The sequence below is a fragment of the Mesorhizobium sp. M9A.F.Ca.ET.002.03.1.2 genome (genome assembly GCF_003952365.1).
Lineage (GTDB): Bacteria > Pseudomonadota > Alphaproteobacteria > Rhizobiales > Rhizobiaceae > Mesorhizobium.
The window spans coordinates 5,638,215-5,656,164 of sequence record NZ_CP034443.1 but is presented as its reverse complement, the minus strand read 5'-3'; the positions used below and the strand labels follow the sequence as shown (position 1 = coordinate 5,656,164).

The following is a 17,950-nucleotide window of genomic DNA, read 5'->3' as shown; positions in this document are numbered from 1 at the left end:
ATCATGATGCAGGCAGGTATCTTCACGGGCTATTTCCCGTACGGCCTCAAGGAAACCGCGCAGAAGATCCGCGCGCTCGATTTCAACACGGTGCAGCTCGACCTGCATTTTAGGGATCTCGACCTGTCCGCCGGGCAGATCACCAAGGACAAGGCCAGGACCGTTCGCGACACCTTCCGCGACCACAATCTGCCGGTGTGCTGCGTGTCGGGCTACACCAACATCATCCATCCGGACAGAGCGGAACGCGAGAAGCGTGTCGGCTATCTCAAGGAGATCATCCGCAGTGCCCGCGATTTCGGCTCGCCTTACGTGATCTCGGAAACCGGCACCTACAACACCGAGTCCGATTGGGTGCACCATCCCAAGAACAAGACCGAGGAGGGGTTTGAGGAATGCCGCAAGGTCATCGCCGACCTTGCCCAGACGGCCTACGACCACGGCGCGATCTTCCTGCTCGAAACCTATGTCAACAATGTCGTCGGCTCGGTCGAGGAGACGGTGAAGATGTTCGCGCAGGTCGACCATCCCGGCCTCGGCTTGTTGATGGACCCGACCAACTATTTCGAGACGCACAACATCGACAGGATGGACCAGATCCTGAACCAGGTGTTCGACACGCTGACCGACAAGATCAAAATAGCTCATGCCAAGGACGTCAAGCGCTCGGGCGGCGATAAGTCGGAGAAGCACGCCGACATCGGCGACGAGGACGCGCTGGAGAGCCACACTTTCCGCGGTGTCGGCGAGATCGAGCTGCCGGCGCCCGGCCTCGGTTCGCTGAATTACGACCTCTATCTCCAGCGGCTCGCCGAAAAGCATCCGAACATCCCGGTCATCATAGAGCATCTCTCGGAAGACGACGTGCCGCGCGCCAAGAAATTCCTCGACGGCAAGTTCCGCGCCACCGGCCTGTGACAGGCCGCGCACCCGGAGAAACACAATGGAGGAAGCGAAATGTTGAAATTCGGATTGAAAGCGGCGGGAGCCGCGACGCTGTTCGCCGGCATCGCATTCAGTGCGCCGGCGCTGGCACAGGACGGCCAGAAGACGTTCTATCTCCTGTCGCATGGCGGCCCGTCGGATGCGTTTTGGCTCGACTGGAATGCCGGCGCCACCAAGGCCTGCGACCAGCTCAAGGTGACCTGCAAGATCTCCTTCAGCGGCGGCGACATGGCGGCGCAGAAGGAAGCCTTCAACTCGGCACTTGCCGCCAAGCCCGACGGCATCGGCACCACCTCGGCTCAGCCCGGTCTGTGGACGGAGGAGGTGAAGGCAGCCAAGGCTGCCGGCATCCCGATCGTGTTCTTCAACACCGACGATCCGGCGACCGGGCGGCAGGCCTATGTCGGCGCTGACCTCAAGGAGGCCGGCGCCATCTGGGCCAAGTACCTGGTCGACAACAAGATGGTGAAGGAGGGCGACAAGGTGTTCCTGCCGGTGGAAGTGCCGGGCGCCAGCTACCAGCAGCTCGAGACCGAAGGCATCGCCAGCGTCTTCGATCCGCTTGGCATCAAATATGACGTGGTCGATTGCGGCACCGATCCGGCCGGCATCATCGCCAAGATGACCGACTACATGGTCGCCAACAATCCGCCGGCGATCATCGCGCTCGGCGATTCCGTCGCCGCCAGCATCAAGCGGGTGTTCGACGGCGCCGGCGTGCCGGCCGGCAAAATCCCGGTTGTCGGCTGGGGCAATTCCAGGGAAACCGCAGAAGCCGTCAAGGCCGGCTTCGTCAACGCGGCCGCCTGGCAGTTCCCGTCGGCGCAGGGTTTCATGCCGGTCGCGTTGCTCGGCTTGGCGGCCTCGGGCGAACCGATCGGCTACGACATCCACACCTTCAGCCTGTACGACGCGACAAGCGTCGAACCGATCCTGAAACTCTACGACAAGTGATTGAAACTGACGCCCGGCGCGCAGGCGGCGGGCGTCCTGCTGAAGTATGGTCCAAGCCGTCATGACAATTGCCGCAGAAGAAGAAATGCCGGGCGCCAAACGCAGGTCGAGCCTGGTCCGCTCGCCGCAATTCTCCTCGGCCGTCATCCTCATCGTGCTTTTGGCGGTGTTCGCCATCGCCGACGCCAATTTCCTGTCACCGCTCAACATCTCCAACATGATGGCCTTCCTGCCCGAACTCGGCATCATTGCACTTGGCATGACGCTGCTTCTGACGGCGGGCGAGTTCGACCTTTCGGTCGGTGCGGTGTTCGGTCTGGCGCCGGTCGTGGTCATGCTTTTGGTGCAGAACGGCGAAGCCGATATCGGCGTGGCGCTGCTCGCCGGGCTTTTGCTGTGCGTGGCAATCGGGGCCATCAACGGGCTGATCGTCACCAAGATCGGCATCTCCTCCTTCCTGGTCACGCTGTCGATGCTGCTCGTCGTGCGGGGTGCCGCCCTCTACATCACGCAAGGCTTCCCGCTGAAATCCTGGGACCAGCCCGGCTTCTTCGTGACGCTGCTCGCCGGCAGTTTCAACATCGGTTCGTTCCGGTTCTACACCTCGCTGTGGTGGTTCGTCGGCCTGTCGCTGCTGGCGATCTATATGCTGCGCTACGCCAAGCTCGGCAACTGGATCAGCGCCATCGGCTCCAATCGCAATGCAGCGGTGGCGCGCGGCGTGCCGGCCGATGCGGTCAAGATCTGGCTGTTCATCCTGACCTCGGTGCTGGCCGGACTGGCCGGCATGATCAGCGCCTTCCGCATCTCGGCCGCGTCGCCGGTGGCCGGCACCGGCTACGAGCTCGAAGTCATCGCCATGGTGGTGGTCGGCGGTACGGCGCTGACAGGCGGACGCGGCACCATACTGGGCACGATCGTCGGCGCCTTGATGTTGCGCGCCATCCGCAACGGCATCGTGCTGATCGGCGTGCCCGGCCTCGCCTACAACATCTTCGTCGGCGTCATCATCCTCGCCATGCTTATCCTGCACGCTTTGCTGCAGAAGAACGCCGCAAGGAGCTGACCATGGAAGTGCTTCGGCTGCAGAATCTGCAAAAATCGTTCGGCAGCGTCCGCGCGCTGAAGAACGCGTCGTTCGCACTCAATGAAGGTGAGGTGGTGGCCTTGTTGGGCGACAACGGAGCCGGCAAATCCACGCTGATCAAGGCGATCTCCGGCGTGTTTCCCGTCGACCGCGGCGACATCTATGTGCGCGGCCAGAAGGTTTCGATCCGCTCGACGCGCGACGCGATGGATCTCGGCATCGAGACCATCCACCAGGACACATCGCTGGCGCCGGACCTGAGTATCGCGCGCAATCTCTTTCTCGGTCGCGAGCCGGTCAACTTGAAATGGCTGGGCGTGTTCGCACCGCTCGATCTGGCCAAGCTGCGCGACGCCGCATCGGCGCTTTTGAAGCGCGTCGGCATCTCGAAAAAGCTCGATGCCGATGCGCTGGTCAGTACGCTTTCGGGCGGCGAGCGCCAGTCGATCGCCATTTCGCGCGCCATGCAGTTCGCCGCCAAGGTCATCATCCTCGACGAGCCGACCAACAATCTCGGCGTCGAGGAAACGCATGGCGTGCTGCGCTTCGTCAAGGAAGTGCGCGCGGCTGGTCACTCGGTGCTGCTGATCACCCACAACATCCATCACGTCTTCCAGGTCGCCGACCGCATCATCGTCATGCGCCGCGGCGAGATCGTCGCCGAGCAGACGGTCGCTGATACCGACCTTCTGACGGTGGAAAGCATCATCACCGGGGCCGACATGTCGGCCCTGCTCAAGGAGACGAGAGCAAAGTGAAGGAACTGGCCGTCACATGGTAGAGCTTTACGGCAAGACGCTTTCGCGCCGGCAGGTCTCGGAGCGCTCCGGCATGCTGTCGCAATTTGCCGGCGTGCGGCTGATGACGCTTGGCGACGGCGTCGAGCGCGGCATTCGCATGCTCGAATTCCGCACCGGCTCGGGATTGCGCTTCACTGCGCTGGTCGACCGGGCGCTGGACATCGCCGATTGCGATTTCAAGGGCCAGGCGATTGGCTGGCATTCGCCGAGCGGCTTTCGCCATCCCGGCCTACATGAGTACGAAGGCGAGGAGGGGCTGGCCTGGGCGCGGTCGTTTTCAGGCCTGCTGCTGACTTGCGGTCTCGACCACATCCTGTTCATGAATGAAGTGCCGGCCGACAGCTACAATTATCTACCGAAGAGGACGGTGCGCCATTCCCTGCATGGCCGCGTCGGCACCATCCCGGCGCGGCTGACCGGCTATGGCGAGACATGGGACGGCGACCGCTGCGTGCTGTGGGCCGAGGCTGCTGTCCAGCAGTCGACGGTGTTCGGCGAGGATCTGCATCTCTTGCGTCGCATCGAAGCCGATGTCGGCGGCAATGAGATCCGGCTTTGCGACCGCGTCGTCAATCACGGCTTCAACCGCACGCCGCATATGTATTTCTACCACATCAATGTCAGCCATCCCGTGCTCGACGAAGGCTCGCGCTATCTGGCGCCGATCCGGGATGTGGTCTGGGCCGGGCATGCCGGCGACCGCTACGAGGCGCAGAAGGTGGGCTATCGCACTGTGCCGGCGCCGCAATTGGGTTTCCAGGAACAGGTCTGGCAGCACGAGCTCGGCGCCGACGCCAGCGGCGACGTGCCGGTGGCGGTGGTCAACGACCGTCTTGGCCTCGGCCTCGAAGTCGTCACCCGCAAGGACCAGTTGCCTTGTGCCTACGAATGGCAGAATTTCCAGGCCGGGCAATATGCGCTGGGCATAGAGCCGTCGACGCATCACGTGCTCGGCAATCTGGCCGCGCGCGAACGCGGCGAGATGATCTGGCTGGAGCATGGCGAAAGCCGCTCCTATAATGCGGTGTTCCGGGTTCTCGATGGCGCCAACGATATCGCGACCGCCGAAAGCCGGATCGCGGCGATCGCCAGGCAGCCGCAGCAGGATTATCCGCAGCCGTCAGGTAATTTTCCGGTTCTCGGAGGCAGGTCGTGATGATGGCGAGGACGATGCAAAGCACCAGTTCTGGGGTTGGTCCCGGTCGGAGCAGGGAGGGCTCGCGGCCCATCGGGATTTGGAGGTCACAATGGCTGGCACAATGAAGCGCGATTACAGCCTGGTCGGTGAAAGCGCGCGCAGGGCGATCGAGACGGGGCTGGCCTCGGCCGAATGGTATCACACCGACGTCCCGCGCAAGGCGATGAAGGAATTGATGCAGCGCTCCGACGGCCCGGCGATCCGCGATACGATCATCTGGATCGTGGCCATCCTGGGTTCCGCTGCAGGCGGTATCTATTTCTGGGGCACCTGGTGGTGCGTGCCGTTCTTCTTCGCCTACGGCGTGCTCTACGGCTCCTCCAGCGACTCGCGCTGGCACGAGTGCGGCCATGGCACGGCCTTCCGGACGCGCTGGATGAACGATGTGGTCTACCAGATCGCCAGCTTCATGCTGATGCGCAACCCAGTGACCTGGCGCTGGAGCCATGCCCGCCACCACACCGACACCATCATTGTCGGACGCGACGCCGAGATCGCTGTGATGCGCCCGCCGGACCTTTTGCGCGCGGCGCTCGCCTTCACCGGGATCCTCGATTTCCGCTATTCGCTGCCGGCGCTGGTACGCCAGGCGTTCGGCAAACTCTCGCCCGACGAGAAGAGCTACGTGCCAGAGATGGAACAGCACAAGGCCGTCACCGCCGCGCGCTGGCATATCGCGATCTACATCGCCACGATAGCGCTCGCCCTTACTATGCGATCGTGGGTGCCGCTGGTGCTCATCGGCCTGCCGCGCCTCTACGGCACCTGGCACATGGTGCTGACCGGCCTGCTGCAGCATATCGGTCTGGCCGACAATGTGATCGACCATCGGCTCAACAGCCGGACCGTATACATGAATCCGATCAGCCGGTTCATCTACTGGAACATGAACTTCCATGTCGAGCATCACATGTTCCCGATGGTGCCCTATCATGCGCTGCCCAGGCTGCATGAGCTGATCAAGCACGATTTGCCGGAGCCGAACCCTTCGATGTGGCATGCTTATCGCGAGGTCTGGCCGGTTCTGCTGAGGCAGCTCAGATACGAGGACTACTTCCTCAAGCGCGAGCTGCCGCCGACGGCGCGCCCCTACCGTGGCGAGTTCCACGACGTGAACATGGCGGCCGAGTAGGGCAGCGCGCGGCGTCACCAGCACGACAAAGATATCGGAAGGCAGAGATGGCCGATTGGGTTGAGGCGTGCGCCGTGGACGATGTAGAGGACGAGGACGTCATCCGCTTCGATCACGGCGGTCGCACCTTCGCAATCTACCGTTCCCCGGGCGACGAGTTCTTCGCCACGGATGGGTTTTGCACGCATGAGCAGGCGCATCTGGCCGACGGACTTGTCATGGATGATATAATCGAATGCCCGAAGCACAATGGCCGCTTCAACTACAAAACAGGCCAGGCTAAGGGAGCTCCGGTCTGCGTCAACCTCAGGACCTATCCGGTCAAGGTCGAGGCCGGCAAGGTGATGATCCAGATCTAGAGCATGATCCCGAAAAGTGGGAACCGGTTTTTGCTGCGCTGACCTTCGGTTCGGAAAAGATCATGCGAATTGAAACCTGACCCGCCTTCCATACACGCAACAAGGGGACCAAAATCGATGAGCCGGAAAAGACCCACGATCGCAGACCTGCGCGCCATGAAGGGCAAGCGGCAGCTGACCATGCTGCGCGTTTTGACGATGGACGAGGCCGAGGCCGCCGAAAGAGCCGGGGTCGACATCGTCTCGGTGCCGCCGGAACTGGTGCTCGATCCGCAATACCGCGAAGCCGCACCCAGCCTGTTCACCATGCCGGGTGACAATTTCTACGAGATCGGCACCGCCGACGACTTCGTCCGCTGGGCGTTTCGGCTCTACAAGGCGAGCGCCGACGCGGTCTATTGCAGCGCCGGCTTCGCCACCGTCAAGCGCATGGCCGATGACAATATACCGGTGATCGGCCATGTCGGCCTGATCCCGTCGCGCGCCACCTGGACCGGCGGCTTCAAGGCCGTCGGCAAGACCGCCGACAGCGCCATGCGGATTTTCGAGGCGGTCAAGCAGTACGAGGCCGCAGGTGCTGTCGGCGCCGAGATCGAAGTGGTGCCGGTCGAGGTGGCCAAGGCGATCTCGGAACGCACCTCGCTGATCATGCTGTCGATGGGGGCGGGCACCGGCTGCGACGCGCAATATCTGTTCGCCGACGACATCCTTGGACAGAACCGCGGCCATATGCCCCGCCATTCCAAGGTCTACCGCAATTTCGCCGCCGAATATGACCGCCTGCAGGCGGAACGCGTGGCCGCCTTTTCCGAATATGTCGCCGACGTGAACAGCCAGGCCTATCCCGAAGACAAGCATGTGGTGCATATGGACCCGGACCAACTCGGTCTGTTCATGAAAAGGGTCGACGGCGCGTGAAACCCGACAGCAAGGCTGCAACCGGCGATGTGAAGCCGGTTCATATTCTCAATCTATCGTGTGAAGATCGGCCGGGGGTCGTTGCCGCGGTCACCACGGAACTCGCCGCGAACGGCGCCAACATCGCCGAGAGCAGTCAGTTCTGGGACCGACAGAGCAATCGCTTTTTCATGCGGATCGCATTCACCAGCCCGGCAGGTTCGACGAAGGACGATCTGGAGCGGGCCCTGAAATCCTCCGTCGACCGATTCGGGATGAAGACCGCGCTGGTCGATCAGGCGCGCCGCCCGAAGATCATCGTTATGGTCTCGAAGTTCGACCATGCGCTTCTCCATCTGCTTTACCAGATCAGGGTCGGCTGGCTGAATGCCGAGGTTGCCGCCGTCGTCTCCAATCATGAAGACGCCCGCCGCTTCGCCGAGATGGAGGGCATCCCCTACCATCACTGGCCGACAACCAAGGAAAACAAGGCGGAGCAGGAGCAGAAGCTGCTGGATCTCGTGCAGGAGACGGGGTCCGAACTCGTCGTCCTGGCGCGCTACATGCAGGTCTTTTCGAAAGGCCTGTCGGACCGGCTTTACGGGCGGGCGATCAACATCCACCATTCCTTCCTGCCGAGCTTCAAGGGCGCAAAACCCTATCACCAGGCCTTCGACCGCGGCGTCAAGCTGATCGGCGCGACGGCGCATTACGTGACCTCCGATCTCGACGAAGGCCCGATCATCGAACAGGAGACCGAACGCGTCACCCATGCGATGAGCGCGGAGGATTTCGTGGCCGTCGGCCGCGACATCGAAAGCCGCGTGCTGGCGCGGGCCGTCAAGCTCCATCTTGAAGCCCGTGTCATGCTCAACGGCCACAAGACAATCGTCTTTTGACGAGCGGCCGCTTGACGCGGTATCGCGGATAGTTTGGTGCGGCGTGCCCCTGCGACGTGGCGCTATCCCAGCCACGATCCGCTGGTGAGCGCTGTGTAAATCGCCTCGGCGTCGATGCCGAGCGGCCGGTCCTCCTTGAGCGGCAGGACAAGCGCACGCACTGCCGCATGGATCGCGGCGGTCGCCGGCGCCAGCGTCAGGCCGTCGCGCAGGTCGACTGCCTGTGCGGCAGCCATCAGCTCGAAGGCGATCAGCCGCTGCCAAAGCACAGTCATCTCGGCGCATTTCGAAACGGCCAGAGGTGTTTGCGTCGCGTGGTCCTCGACGGCTTCGGAAACGGCCAAGAAGTCGAGCATCACCGGGTTGGCCTTGTGGCGGATGGCGGCGAGGATAGCGCTCACTGTCTTTTGCAGCGGCACGAAGCCGGCCGAAGCGCCGCCGACCGGCGACAGATATTTGGGCAGGCCGTTGCGGCCAGAGCCGGTGAGCTGGATGAAGCGGGCGGCGGAGGCGGCCGCACATTGAGCGATGGCCAGGCCAAGCGTCTCGAAGGCCAGCGACAGTGAAGCAGTGTGGAAATTGCCGGTCGACAGCACCATGTCGTCGTCGCCCAGCACCAACGGGTTGTCGGCGGCGGCGTTGAGCTCAATCTCGACGGCCTGCCTGGCCTGATCGATCGCCTGTAGCAGCGCGCCGTGGATCGACGGCATGCAGCGGATCGACAGCGGGTCCTGCAAGGTCGTCGGCGCCGCCGCCTTTTCGCGCGTCAGAAGATCGCGCAAGCCTTTTGCCGCCTCTTGCTGGCCGGCGGCCGGCCGCGCCGTCTGCAGGCGCGGATCGAGGATCGTCTGGTTGGCGCCGATGGCTTCCATGATCAGCGCGCTCGCTTGCTGTTGCTGTGCGAAGGCGGACACTGCGTCGGCCACCGCCAGCGCGCCGCTGCCGGCGGACACCGCCGAGGCGTTTATCAGCGATAGCCCGTCCTTGGGCGCGAGGCTGACGGGGGCGAGGCGCGCCATCGCCAGCGCCTTGGCCGCCGGCATGCGCCGGCCCTGAAAGTCGGCTTCGCCGTCGCCGGTCAGCATGCGGCCGAGCGTTGCCATCAGCACCAGGTCGCTGTCGCCGATCGAGCCCAGCGACGGCATCACCGGGTGCACGCCGGCATTGAGCGCTTCAATGAGAGCGACGAAAACCGCTGATGAAATGCCCGAGCCGCCTGCCGAAAACATCGCTGCCCGGGCAAGCATCGTCGCCCGCACGATGTCTTGCGGCAGCGCGTCACCCACCGCGCCGCTGCGTCCTTCCAGTAACTGGCGCTGGAAGGCGCTGGCGTCGCCGCTGACCGACGTGCCGAGATTGGCGCCGAGACCGGTATTCAGGCCGTAGATCGACTGACCGGAGGCGGCGGCGCGGTCGAGCACTTTTCGCGCTCTGTCCAGTCTCTCCATGACCGCGGGCGCTATCTCCACCTTGCGTCCGTCGCGGGCAACCGCGACGACATCCTCGACCCTGATGCCGGCCCCGGTGAGGACGAGCGCGCTCATGCGAAGCGCAGCCGCTGGCCGATGCCTTGCGCTTGCGCCTTGGCCAGCATTGCTTTGCCCAGCGCGATATCGGAGAGCGACAGGCCGCGATGCCAGAACAGGATCGTCTCGTCGTCACTCTGGCGCCCGGCCTTGAGCCCGGCGGCGATCTGGCCAAGTTCGGCGTGCAGCGTTTGTTCGCTCAGGCGTCCGGTCTCGACATGGGCGCGCAGCGAGCCGAATTTGCCGCCCTTGCACTGGCCCCAATCGTCGACGACGATCTTGGCCATGATGTCGGTCAGGGACAGCTCCACCGCGCTCATCGTGCCGTAGGGCATCACCAGCGCGCCGGGCTTGATCCATTCGGTCTTCAGCAGCGGCTGCGGTTCCGGCAGCCGAGAGGCCTCGACGACGATGTCGGCGCCCTCGACGCAGGAGCGCCAGTCGGCGACCGCCGTGACCAGCTTGCCGAGATCGGCGGACAGCTTTGCGGCAAAGCCGTCGCGGCTTTCCGGCCGACGCGAATGCACGCGGATCTCGTCAAAGTCGAAGAGATGGTCGAGCAGGCGCACGTTCCAGTAGGCGGTGCCGCGCGCGCCGACATGGCCCAGCACCTTCGATGTCTTTTTCGCCAGATGCTTGGCGCCGATGGCGGTGACGGCGCCGGTGCGCATGTCGGTGATCACTGTGGCGTCGAGGATGGCACGCGGCGTGCCGGTGCGCGGGTCGAACAGGTTGAGGATGCCGAATTCCGACGGCAGGCCGTGCAGGTAATTGTCGACATAGTCGCCGACGATCTTGACGCCGGCCGCATCGAGCGGCGCGACGTAGCCGCGCAGGACGTTGAAATGACCGTTAAAGGAAGGGTCCGGCTCGAGATGGACGCGCGGCTCGATCACCGTCTCACCGTTGCCCTGCGCCACCAGCCCGGCCTCGACAGCTTCGATGATTTCCGCATCGGTCATAGCGAGTGCTTCGATGTCGAGGGCGTTGAGATAATCGATGTAGATGGGCTTCATGCGCAGATTGGTTCCTGATGAAGAGGGGAGCCTGGTCAAAGGCGAAACGAAATCGCGAAGTGTCGGCGGATTCGATGGCGCGGCTCAGTCATCGCATAACAGGTTGCGATACGACACGAAAGTTTGTTGGTCCATGTCTGGACGGCGCCGCCCAAATGCTGTTCAAACCGGTGCGTCATCGATTTGCCGGACAATTGTTCGGTTGCCGATAGAGCTTCGGACAGTTCTGTGCATGACCGCCATTCCCGAAAACAAAGCCATTCCCGAAAACGAAGCCTTGGCCGAAACCGCGACGGCGGCGCGGCGCGTGGCGCTGATCGTCGCCGTCGCCTTCTTCATGCAGCTTCTGGATTCGACGATCATCTCGACATCGCTTCCGCAGATGGGAGCATCCTTCGGCGTGCCGGCGGTGGCGATGAGCATCGGCATCACCGTCTACATGCTGACCATGGCGGTGTTCGTGCCGCTGTCGGGCTGGCTTGCCGACCGCTTTGGCGCGCGCAACATCTTCCTCGTGGCGATCGCGCTGTTCACGCTGGCTTCGATCGCCTGCGGCATCTCGCAGAACCTAACCCAGTTCGTCGCCGCGCGTGCCGTGCAAGGTCTGGGTAGTGCGCTGATGACGCCGGTCGGCCGCATCCTGGTGCTGCGCAACGCGCCGAAATCGGAACTCCTCAACGCCACCGCGCTGATCACCTGGCCGGCGCTGTTCGCGCCGGTGATCGGACCGGTGCTGGGCGGCTTCATCACCACCTATCTCTCCTGGCACTGGAATTTCTTCATCAACATCCCGCTTGGCGCAGCAGGGCTGGCGCTGGTTGCTCGCTTCATCCCCGGCGACCGCGATTCCGAAACCAAGCCGCTCGACTGGCCGGGGTTCCTTTTGACCTCGGTCGGGCTTGCTTGCCTGCTTTACGGCCTCGAACGCATCGCACATCCGGAAGACGGCGCCTTGCCGACCGTCGCGCTGCTTGCCGCCGGCATCCTAATCGGCTGGCTGGCTATGCGGCATCTGGTGCGTGCAAAGAATCCGCTGCTCGACCTCACAGCGTTCAAAGTGCAGACTTTCGCCATCTCGACGCTGTCGGGCGGCACCATTTTCCGGGTCGCCATCAACGCCACACCGTTCCTGCTGCCGCTGCTGTTCCAGGTCGGCTTCGGCCTGAGACCCGTCGATGCCGGCATGCTGATTCTCGCTTATTTCCTCGGCAATCTCGGCATGAAGACGGTGACGACACCGACGCTGCGACGCTTCGGCTTCCGCCCGGTGCTGGTCATCAACGGCGTGATCGCTTCTTTGTCGATCATGGCCTGCGCGGCGATATCGCCGCAGACCCCGCAGGCGCTGGTGGTGGCGCTGATGCTGATTGCCGGATTGACGCGTTCGATGCAGTTCACCGCGCTCAACACGCTGGCCTTCGCCGACGTGGCCGCGCCGCAGCGCAGCTCGGCGGCGACGCTGTCCAGCATGCTGCAGCAAATGGCGTTGCTGTTCGGCGTGGCGGTAGCGGCGGCGCTGCTCAACCTGTCGCAGATCGCGAGGGGCGGACCGGCGCTCGACCTCGTCGATTTCCGTTTCGCCTTCCTGGCGATCGGCGCTGTCGGGCTCATGGCCTCGTTCCGCTTCCTGGTGCTGCCGCCGGCCGCGGGCGCCGAGGTTTCGGGCCATTTGCCGCGGAACTGAAATCGAAAATCGGCGGCGTTGTCCGCCCTGTGTCGGCGGAGGCGAGGACAAAAAACAATATACGCGGCCGTGCATTAGCCACGTTTCCTCGCACGAAGAATCAAACGTTCGAGGTGGAGGGAGAAGGAAAGGCGCGTACTCTCACACCGGCCTGTAAACCCGCTCGGCAGTGCTCCAGAAAATATCCGCTTCGGCCGCCGCGCCGTGCTTGGCCACCGCCTCGCGGTGCGCCTTGATCAGCTCGGCATGGCCGGTCCACAGTTTTTCGATCGGGAAGTTCGAGCCGAACATCAGGTGGCCGCTGCCGAGGATGTCGATCGCGTTGTCGACGATATAGCCGATCAGAGCCGGGTCGTTGCGGTGAACGAAGGTGCCGAGGCCGGAGAGCTTGGCATAGAGATTGGGCGCCGCCGAAAGGGTGCGCAGGCCGGCCTTCCAGGCTTCCGTGGTTTCCTCCGACATGTCGGTCAGCATGCCGGCATGGGTGAGGATGAAATTGGTCTCCGGATTCTCGCGGACCAGCGTCAGCCCGTCCATCATCTGGGCCGGGAAAAGCTGCAGGTCGAAAGACAGGCCATAGTCCTTCAGCCGCGCCACATTGGCCCGCACCTTCGGGTCGATCACCTGATCCGCTGCTGTGGCGAAGCGGAAGGCCGGCGTTTCGTGCCAGTGCAGCTGCATGCGCACGCCGCGCAGCAATGGGTATTCTTTGAGCCGGTCGATCTGGGGCCTGACATCGTCCACTGTCATGTCGGCGTAGCCGACGATGGCGTGCGGCCAGCCGGTCTCATCGGCTGTCTTCTGCAGGAAGGCGACCTCGGTCTCGAAATCCTCCTTGGCCCAGTTGGTCTGGACGTAGACCGCCTTCTCGACGCCGGAGCCCTTCTGGTCGGCCAGGAATTCCTCGATCGGATAGTCGCGGCGGATCGGCTCGTAGGGGCCGAAGATGCGCGGCACCATCGGCCCGCGCAGCCAGGGCTGATCGTTTTGGCGCCAGATGTGGAAATGCGCGTCGATCGCCTTTTGCATCATGAAACCCTTTTCCAGATTGCCGCGGCCGTCGGAGCGGGGCGGGCAAGCGACAGGATGAAATCGGTGAGACCCGAGATCGAGGAACCATCGACGAGATCGTCGAGTACCGGCAGGATGGCGCGAAGCGCTGCTGTCGCCGGCTGGAAGCGCGGATCTCCGGCCAGCGGCGTCGCCAGCGAAAGCCGGAAGGCGCGGGCGCTCAGCCGGCGCATCGCCATTTCCAGCTCGGCATGGTCGCCGCGCTCCAGCGCATCGGACAGGATGACGACCGCCGCACCACGCGCGAAAGCGGAAAAGCGCGGCACCGACAGGAAGGCGAGCAGCGTCGGCCCCATGCGGGTGCCGCCATCCCAGTCGTCGACTAGTGCTGCCACGCGAGCCAGCGCCTGGTCGCGGTCGCGAATGCGCAGCGCCGGGGTGATACGGGTCAGCCGCGTCCCGAAGGTGAATATCTCCGCCCGGTCCGCGCCTTGCACCGCCGCATGCGCCAGCTTGAGATAGTCCGACGTGTGCAGCTTCATCGAGCCCGACACGTCGATCAACATCAGCAGCTTGCGCGGGACGATCTGCCTGCGGCGCAGCAGCGGCGAGGGGACATCGCCGTCGGCACTGACGATTTCCCTTAGCGACCGGCGCAGATCGAGCTTGCCGCGTGCGTGCGTGCGCACGGCGCGGAAGGAGCGCCGGGCGGGCAGGGCGGCGGAAAGCTTGCGGCGGAAGGCGGCAAGCCCGTCGCCGTCGCGCTGAAAGGCGCGGGTGCTCAACTGTTCGGCGCCGGACGCCAGTTCGCCGCCCTCCTCCTGGCGGGCCACCTGGGTTTCTTCTTCGCTCGCGCCGCCGTCGTCCTTGATGCGGGTTTCCTCGTCGGCCTCGCCTTCGACCACGGCTGCGGTGCTGCCGTAGAAATAGCTTTGGAAATGCGCTTCGAATTCGTCGCGGCGATCGGGCGGCGGTGCCAGCGTGGCAAGGGCGGCCTCGTGGATATCATTCATCGAGCGGGGGCCAAGCAGCGTCACCGCCTGCATGAAGCCCGACACCTGCTCGGGCGCGATCGGAAAACCGAAGCGGCGCAGCCGCCGCCCGAAACCGAGCAAGGGCGCAGCCGCCCGAGGCAGCGTTGCGCTCACGCCAATGCCTCCTCGACGATCCGGCCAAGCTCGGGCGCGAGATAGGACAGGTCCTCCTCGTCCTTGATCAGCACGCCGATGGCGCGGCGGAAGGCCTCTGGCCACGGGCTGCCGCCTTTCTCGAGGATTGTCGCGGCGTTCGCCCATTCGACCGCTTCGGCGATGCCGGGCGGCTTGGCCAGCGGACGGGCGCGGATGTCGTGCACGGCGCAAGCCACTGCGCGCGCAGTGGCTTGCGCCACGTCGCCGGCGCGCAGCATGATGATGGCGGCCTCGCGCTCGGCGTCGGGATAGGTGATCCAGTGGTAGACGCAGCGCCGCCGCAGTGCCTCCGCCAGCTCGCGGGTGCGGTTCGAGGTCAGGATGACGATCGGCTGCGCCGTGGCGCGAATGGTGCCGCGTTCGGGAATGCTGATCTGGAAATCGGAGAGGAACTCCAACAGCAGCGCTTCGAACTCATGATCCGAACGGTCGATCTCGTCGACCAGCAGCACGCGCTTTTCCGGCGCCTTCAGCACCTGCAGCAGCGGCCGCGCAATCAGGAACCGATCGTCATAGATGTCGATCTCGTGTTCGCCGGCATGGCGGATGGCGAGCAACTGGCGCTGGTAGTTCCATTCGTAAAGCGCATGCGCGGCATCGATGCCTTCATAGCATTGCAGCCGCACGAGATCGCGCCCGAGCACTTCGGCGATCGCTTTTGCCGCCTCCGTCTTGCCGACGCCCGGCGCGCCTTCGAGCAGCAGCGGCTTGCCCAGCCGTATCGCCAGGAAGATGGCGGTCGCCAGGCTTTCATCGGCCAGATAGCGCGAGGCGGCGAGGCGCGACGCCACCGCTTCCGGCGAGATTGCGACAGTCTCGGCGCTTGTAGTCCGGGCGCTTCTCTTTGGCATTTCCAACACTCAGTTCGGCGCGTCGGCCTGCGTTTTCAGCGCCCGCAGGATGCGCTCCGGCGTGATCGGCAGCGTGTCGATGCGCACGCCGACCGCGTCGAAAACGGCGTTGGCGACCGCGGGGATCTGCGGGTTGGCGCACATTTCGCCCGGCCCCTTGGCGCCATAGGGTCCGTCGGCCGACGGCCGCTCCAGCACGATGATCTCGGTTTGCGCGAGATCGCCCGGTCCCGGCATCAGATATTGGTTGAAGTCGGTGCCACCATGGTCGCGGTTGGGATAGTAGGGTTCGGTTGTCTCGTAGAGCGCATGGCTGATGCCCATCCATGAGCCGCCGACGAGCTGCTGCTCGACCATTTTCGGGTTCAGCGCCCGGCCGATCTCAAAGACGTTCTTGACGGTGAGCACGGTGACTTCGCCGGTCTCGTCGTCGACCTCGACCTCGGCCACGGTGCAGGCATGGGCATAGCAGGTCGACGGCTTCATCGCGCCTGTCTCCTTCTCCGGATAGGAGCGGGGGATGAGGAACATGCCGCGGCCGGAAATCGAGCGGCCGCGCTTGAAATGCGCCGACAGCGCGACATCGAAGATCGAGATCGACTTCTGCGGCGCGCCCTTGACCAGGATGTTGCCCTCGCCGTCGGTCTCGAGGTCCGAGGCGTTGACCTCCAATTCCTCGGCCGCCACTTCCAGCATCACCTGGCGGGCTTCCCTGGCCGCCTGGATGACGGCGTTGCCGGCGCGGTGCGTGCCGCGCGAGGCGAAGGTGCCCATGCAGTGCGGGCCGGTGTCGGTGTCGGCGGTGTCGACGACGACGCGGTCGGTCGGCACGCCGATCGTCTCGGCGCAGATCTGCGCCATGATCTGCTTCATCCCTTGGCCGAGATCGACGCTGGAGAGCGTCACCATGAAGTTGCCGGTCGGCGTCGAATGCACCAGCGCCTGGGTCGGGTCGCCGCCGAGGTTCATCCCGGTCGGATAGTTGATCGCGGCGACGCCGCGTCCGCGCCTGATCGCCATCTCAAGCTCCCTTCGGGTAGGACGACATGGAGAGGTACTTCTCCGCCACCGGCCAGTTGGCGGCGCGCGAGGCTTCCTGCATGCACTCGATCAGCGCCGCCCCCTCCGTCGGCTGGCGATGCGCCTTCATATCGCCGTCGCGATACGCGTTGATGAAGCGGAATTCGAGCGGGTCCATGCCGATCAGCCGGGCGAGCTTGTCCATCTGCACCTCCAGCGCGAAATCGCCGATGGTGACGCCGAAGCCGCGCATGGCGGAGGAGGGCGTGCGGTTGGTGTAGACGCAATAGGTGTCGATCCAAACATTCGGGATCGTGTAAGGGCCGGGATAGTGGCCGGCGCCCTTCTGCGCGCCATAGGGCGAGTGGCGCGAATAGGCGCCGGCGTCGGTGTAGCCGGTGACCTTGCGGGCGACGATGCGGCCGTCGTTCATGACGCCGTCCTTGATGACGACCTTTTCGGCGGCGCGCGGCGAGGAGATCTGCATCTCTTCCTCGCGGCTGTAGATGAAGGAGACCGGACGGCCGGTCAGCTTGGCGCCGAGGATGGCGATCGGCTCGACGATGACGTCGACCTTGCCGCCGAAGCCGCCGCCGACGGTGCCGCCGACGAAATGCAGCTTGTTGCCGGGCATCTGCAGGATGATCGAGGCATTGTCGAGGGTGAAGAACATTGCCTGCGTGTTGGTGTAGCAGGTGAAGCGGTCGTTGCCCTCGGGCGCGACGATGCAGCCGGTCGTCTCGGTCGGCGCGTGCTCGATCGGCGAAGACTGGTAGGTCTGCTCGAGCACGTGGTCGGCACCTGCGAAGCCCGCCTCGACATCGCCGAAGCGCACCTTGCGGCATTCGCCGCTGTCATAGAGGTAATAGTTCTGGCCGTGATATTCGTTGACCAGCGGCGCGCCGGGCTTCAGCGCTTCCTCCATGTCGAAGACGGCCGGCAGCACCTCGTAGTCGACCTTGACCTTGGCGGCGGCCTCTTGTGCTGCACGCTCGGTCTCGGCCAGCACCGCCACCACGGCCTCGCCCTTCCAGCGCACCTTGCCGTCGGCCAGCACCGTCTCGTCCTCCGGCCCGATCTGGATCAGGATGAGGATGGTGTAGACATTGTGCGGCACGTCCTTGGCCGTCAGCACCTTGACGACGCCCGGATGCTTTTCCGCCTCGGAAGTGTCGATGCTGCGGATGCGGGCGTGATGATGCGGACTGCGCACCATCTTCAGATGCAGCATGCCGGGAAAGTTGCGGTCGGCGAAATAGGCGGTCTTGCCGGTGACATGGCCGGGTGAATCGGAGCGCGGCCGCGGCTGGCCGATCTCGTGCAGATCGTCCTTGCGCTGGTCGGCGAAGTAGTTCTTGCGGAGCTCCATTTCCCGACCTCC

The 17,950-nt window shown here is 64.2% G+C and carries 17 protein-coding genes; 10 read left to right on the top strand and 7 right to left on the bottom strand.

Annotation, left to right across the window (positions count from 1 at the left end; translation table 11 throughout):
• Positions 1 to 3 precede the first annotated feature (3 nt).
• From EJ066_RS27370 to purU, 9 genes are all read left to right on the top strand, one after another.
• A complete protein-coding gene (locus EJ066_RS27370; RefSeq protein WP_126043045.1) occupies positions 4 to 918 on the top strand; it encodes a sugar phosphate isomerase/epimerase in 915 nt (304 codons plus the stop codon).
• 39 nt (positions 919 to 957) lie between these two features.
• Positions 958 to 1,899 (top strand): substrate-binding domain-containing protein, encoded by a 942-nt coding sequence (locus EJ066_RS27365; protein ID WP_126043044.1) that lies wholly within the window; start codon positions 958 to 960, stop codon positions 1,897 to 1,899.
• 61 nt (positions 1,900 to 1,960) lie between these two features.
• Positions 1,961 to 2,965 carry an ABC transporter permease gene (locus EJ066_RS27360; protein ID WP_245454989.1) on the top strand — a complete coding sequence of 335 codons (1,005 nt, stop codon included), beginning with the start codon at positions 1,961 to 1,963 and terminating at the stop codon, positions 2,963 to 2,965.
• Positions 2,962 to 3,744 carry an ATP-binding cassette domain-containing protein gene (locus EJ066_RS27355; protein WP_189644569.1) on the top strand — a complete coding sequence of 261 codons (783 nt, stop codon included), beginning with the start codon at positions 2,962 to 2,964 and terminating at the stop codon, positions 3,742 to 3,744. The genes EJ066_RS27360 and EJ066_RS27355 overlap by 4 nt, the downstream gene beginning before the upstream one ends.
• A 16-nt stretch (positions 3,745 to 3,760) precedes the next feature.
• Positions 3,761 to 4,942 (top strand): aldose 1-epimerase family protein, encoded by a 1,182-nt coding sequence (locus tag EJ066_RS27350; protein ID WP_126043041.1) that lies wholly within the window; start codon positions 3,761 to 3,763, stop codon positions 4,940 to 4,942.
• A gap of 91 nt (positions 4,943 to 5,033) precedes the next feature.
• Complete coding sequence (locus EJ066_RS27345) at positions 5,034 to 6,116, top strand: fatty acid desaturase family protein (RefSeq protein WP_126043040.1); 1,083 nt, start codon at positions 5,034 to 5,036, stop codon at positions 6,114 to 6,116.
• Positions 6,117 to 6,163: 47 nt separating this feature from the next.
• Positions 6,164 to 6,475 (top strand): MocE family 2Fe-2S type ferredoxin, encoded by a 312-nt coding sequence (locus tag EJ066_RS27340; RefSeq protein ID WP_126043039.1) that lies wholly within the window; start codon positions 6,164 to 6,166, stop codon positions 6,473 to 6,475.
• A 117-nt stretch (positions 6,476 to 6,592) separates the two neighbouring features.
• Entirely contained in the window at positions 6,593 to 7,393 is an 801-nt protein-coding gene (locus EJ066_RS27335; protein ID WP_126043038.1) for a 3-methyl-2-oxobutanoate hydroxymethyltransferase, read from the top strand.
• Positions 7,390 to 8,271 (top strand): formyltetrahydrofolate deformylase, encoded by an 882-nt coding sequence (gene purU, locus EJ066_RS27330; RefSeq protein WP_126043037.1) that lies wholly within the window; start codon positions 7,390 to 7,392, stop codon positions 8,269 to 8,271. The genes EJ066_RS27335 and purU overlap by 4 nt, the downstream gene beginning before the upstream one ends.
• A 62-nt stretch (positions 8,272 to 8,333) precedes the next feature.
• Here purU and hutH read toward each other — a convergent pair whose 3' ends face one another.
• Both hutH and EJ066_RS27320 read right to left on the bottom strand, forming a co-directional pair.
• Positions 8,334 to 9,815 (bottom strand): histidine ammonia-lyase, encoded by a 1,482-nt coding sequence (gene hutH, locus EJ066_RS27325; RefSeq protein ID WP_126043036.1) that lies wholly within the window; start codon positions 9,813 to 9,815, stop codon positions 8,334 to 8,336.
• The gene (locus EJ066_RS27320; protein WP_126043035.1) at positions 9,812 to 10,813 is read right to left on the bottom strand and encodes an ornithine cyclodeaminase family protein; all 1,002 of its coding nucleotides are present in this window, start codon (positions 10,811 to 10,813) and stop codon (positions 9,812 to 9,814) included. The genes hutH and EJ066_RS27320 overlap by 4 nt, the downstream gene beginning before the upstream one ends.
• A 232-nt stretch (positions 10,814 to 11,045) precedes the next feature.
• On the opposite strand from EJ066_RS27320, the gene EJ066_RS27315 reads away from it, so the two are divergent.
• Complete coding sequence (locus tag EJ066_RS27315) at positions 11,046 to 12,497, top strand: DHA2 family efflux MFS transporter permease subunit (RefSeq protein ID WP_126043034.1); 1,452 nt, start codon at positions 11,046 to 11,048, stop codon at positions 12,495 to 12,497.
• Between the two features lie 141 nt (positions 12,498 to 12,638).
• Here EJ066_RS27315 and EJ066_RS27310 read toward each other — a convergent pair whose 3' ends face one another.
• The 5 genes from EJ066_RS27310 to EJ066_RS32455 form a co-directional block, all read right to left on the bottom strand.
• Positions 12,639 to 13,526: an amidohydrolase gene (locus EJ066_RS27310; RefSeq protein ID WP_189644566.1), complete on the bottom strand. Its 888-nt coding sequence runs from the start codon at positions 13,524 to 13,526 to the stop codon at positions 12,639 to 12,641.
• Complete coding sequence (locus EJ066_RS27305) at positions 13,526 to 14,521, bottom strand: VWA domain-containing protein (protein ID WP_348629330.1); 996 nt, start codon at positions 14,519 to 14,521, stop codon at positions 13,526 to 13,528. The genes EJ066_RS27310 and EJ066_RS27305 overlap by 1 nt, the downstream gene beginning before the upstream one ends.
• A 131-nt stretch (positions 14,522 to 14,652) precedes the next feature.
• On the bottom strand, positions 14,653 to 15,549 hold the full coding sequence (locus tag EJ066_RS27300) for a MoxR family ATPase (protein ID WP_126043032.1): 897 nt from the start codon (positions 15,547 to 15,549) through the stop codon (positions 14,653 to 14,655).
• A 9-nt stretch (positions 15,550 to 15,558) separates the two neighbouring features.
• Entirely contained in the window at positions 15,559 to 16,569 is a 1,011-nt protein-coding gene (locus EJ066_RS32460) for a molybdopterin cofactor-binding domain-containing protein (protein WP_126043031.1), read from the bottom strand.
• Between the two features lies 1 nt (position 16,570).
• Positions 16,571 to 17,938 (bottom strand): xanthine dehydrogenase family protein molybdopterin-binding subunit, encoded by a 1,368-nt coding sequence (locus EJ066_RS32455; protein ID WP_126043030.1) that lies wholly within the window; start codon positions 17,936 to 17,938, stop codon positions 16,571 to 16,573.
• Positions 17,939 to 17,950 lie beyond the last annotated feature (12 nt).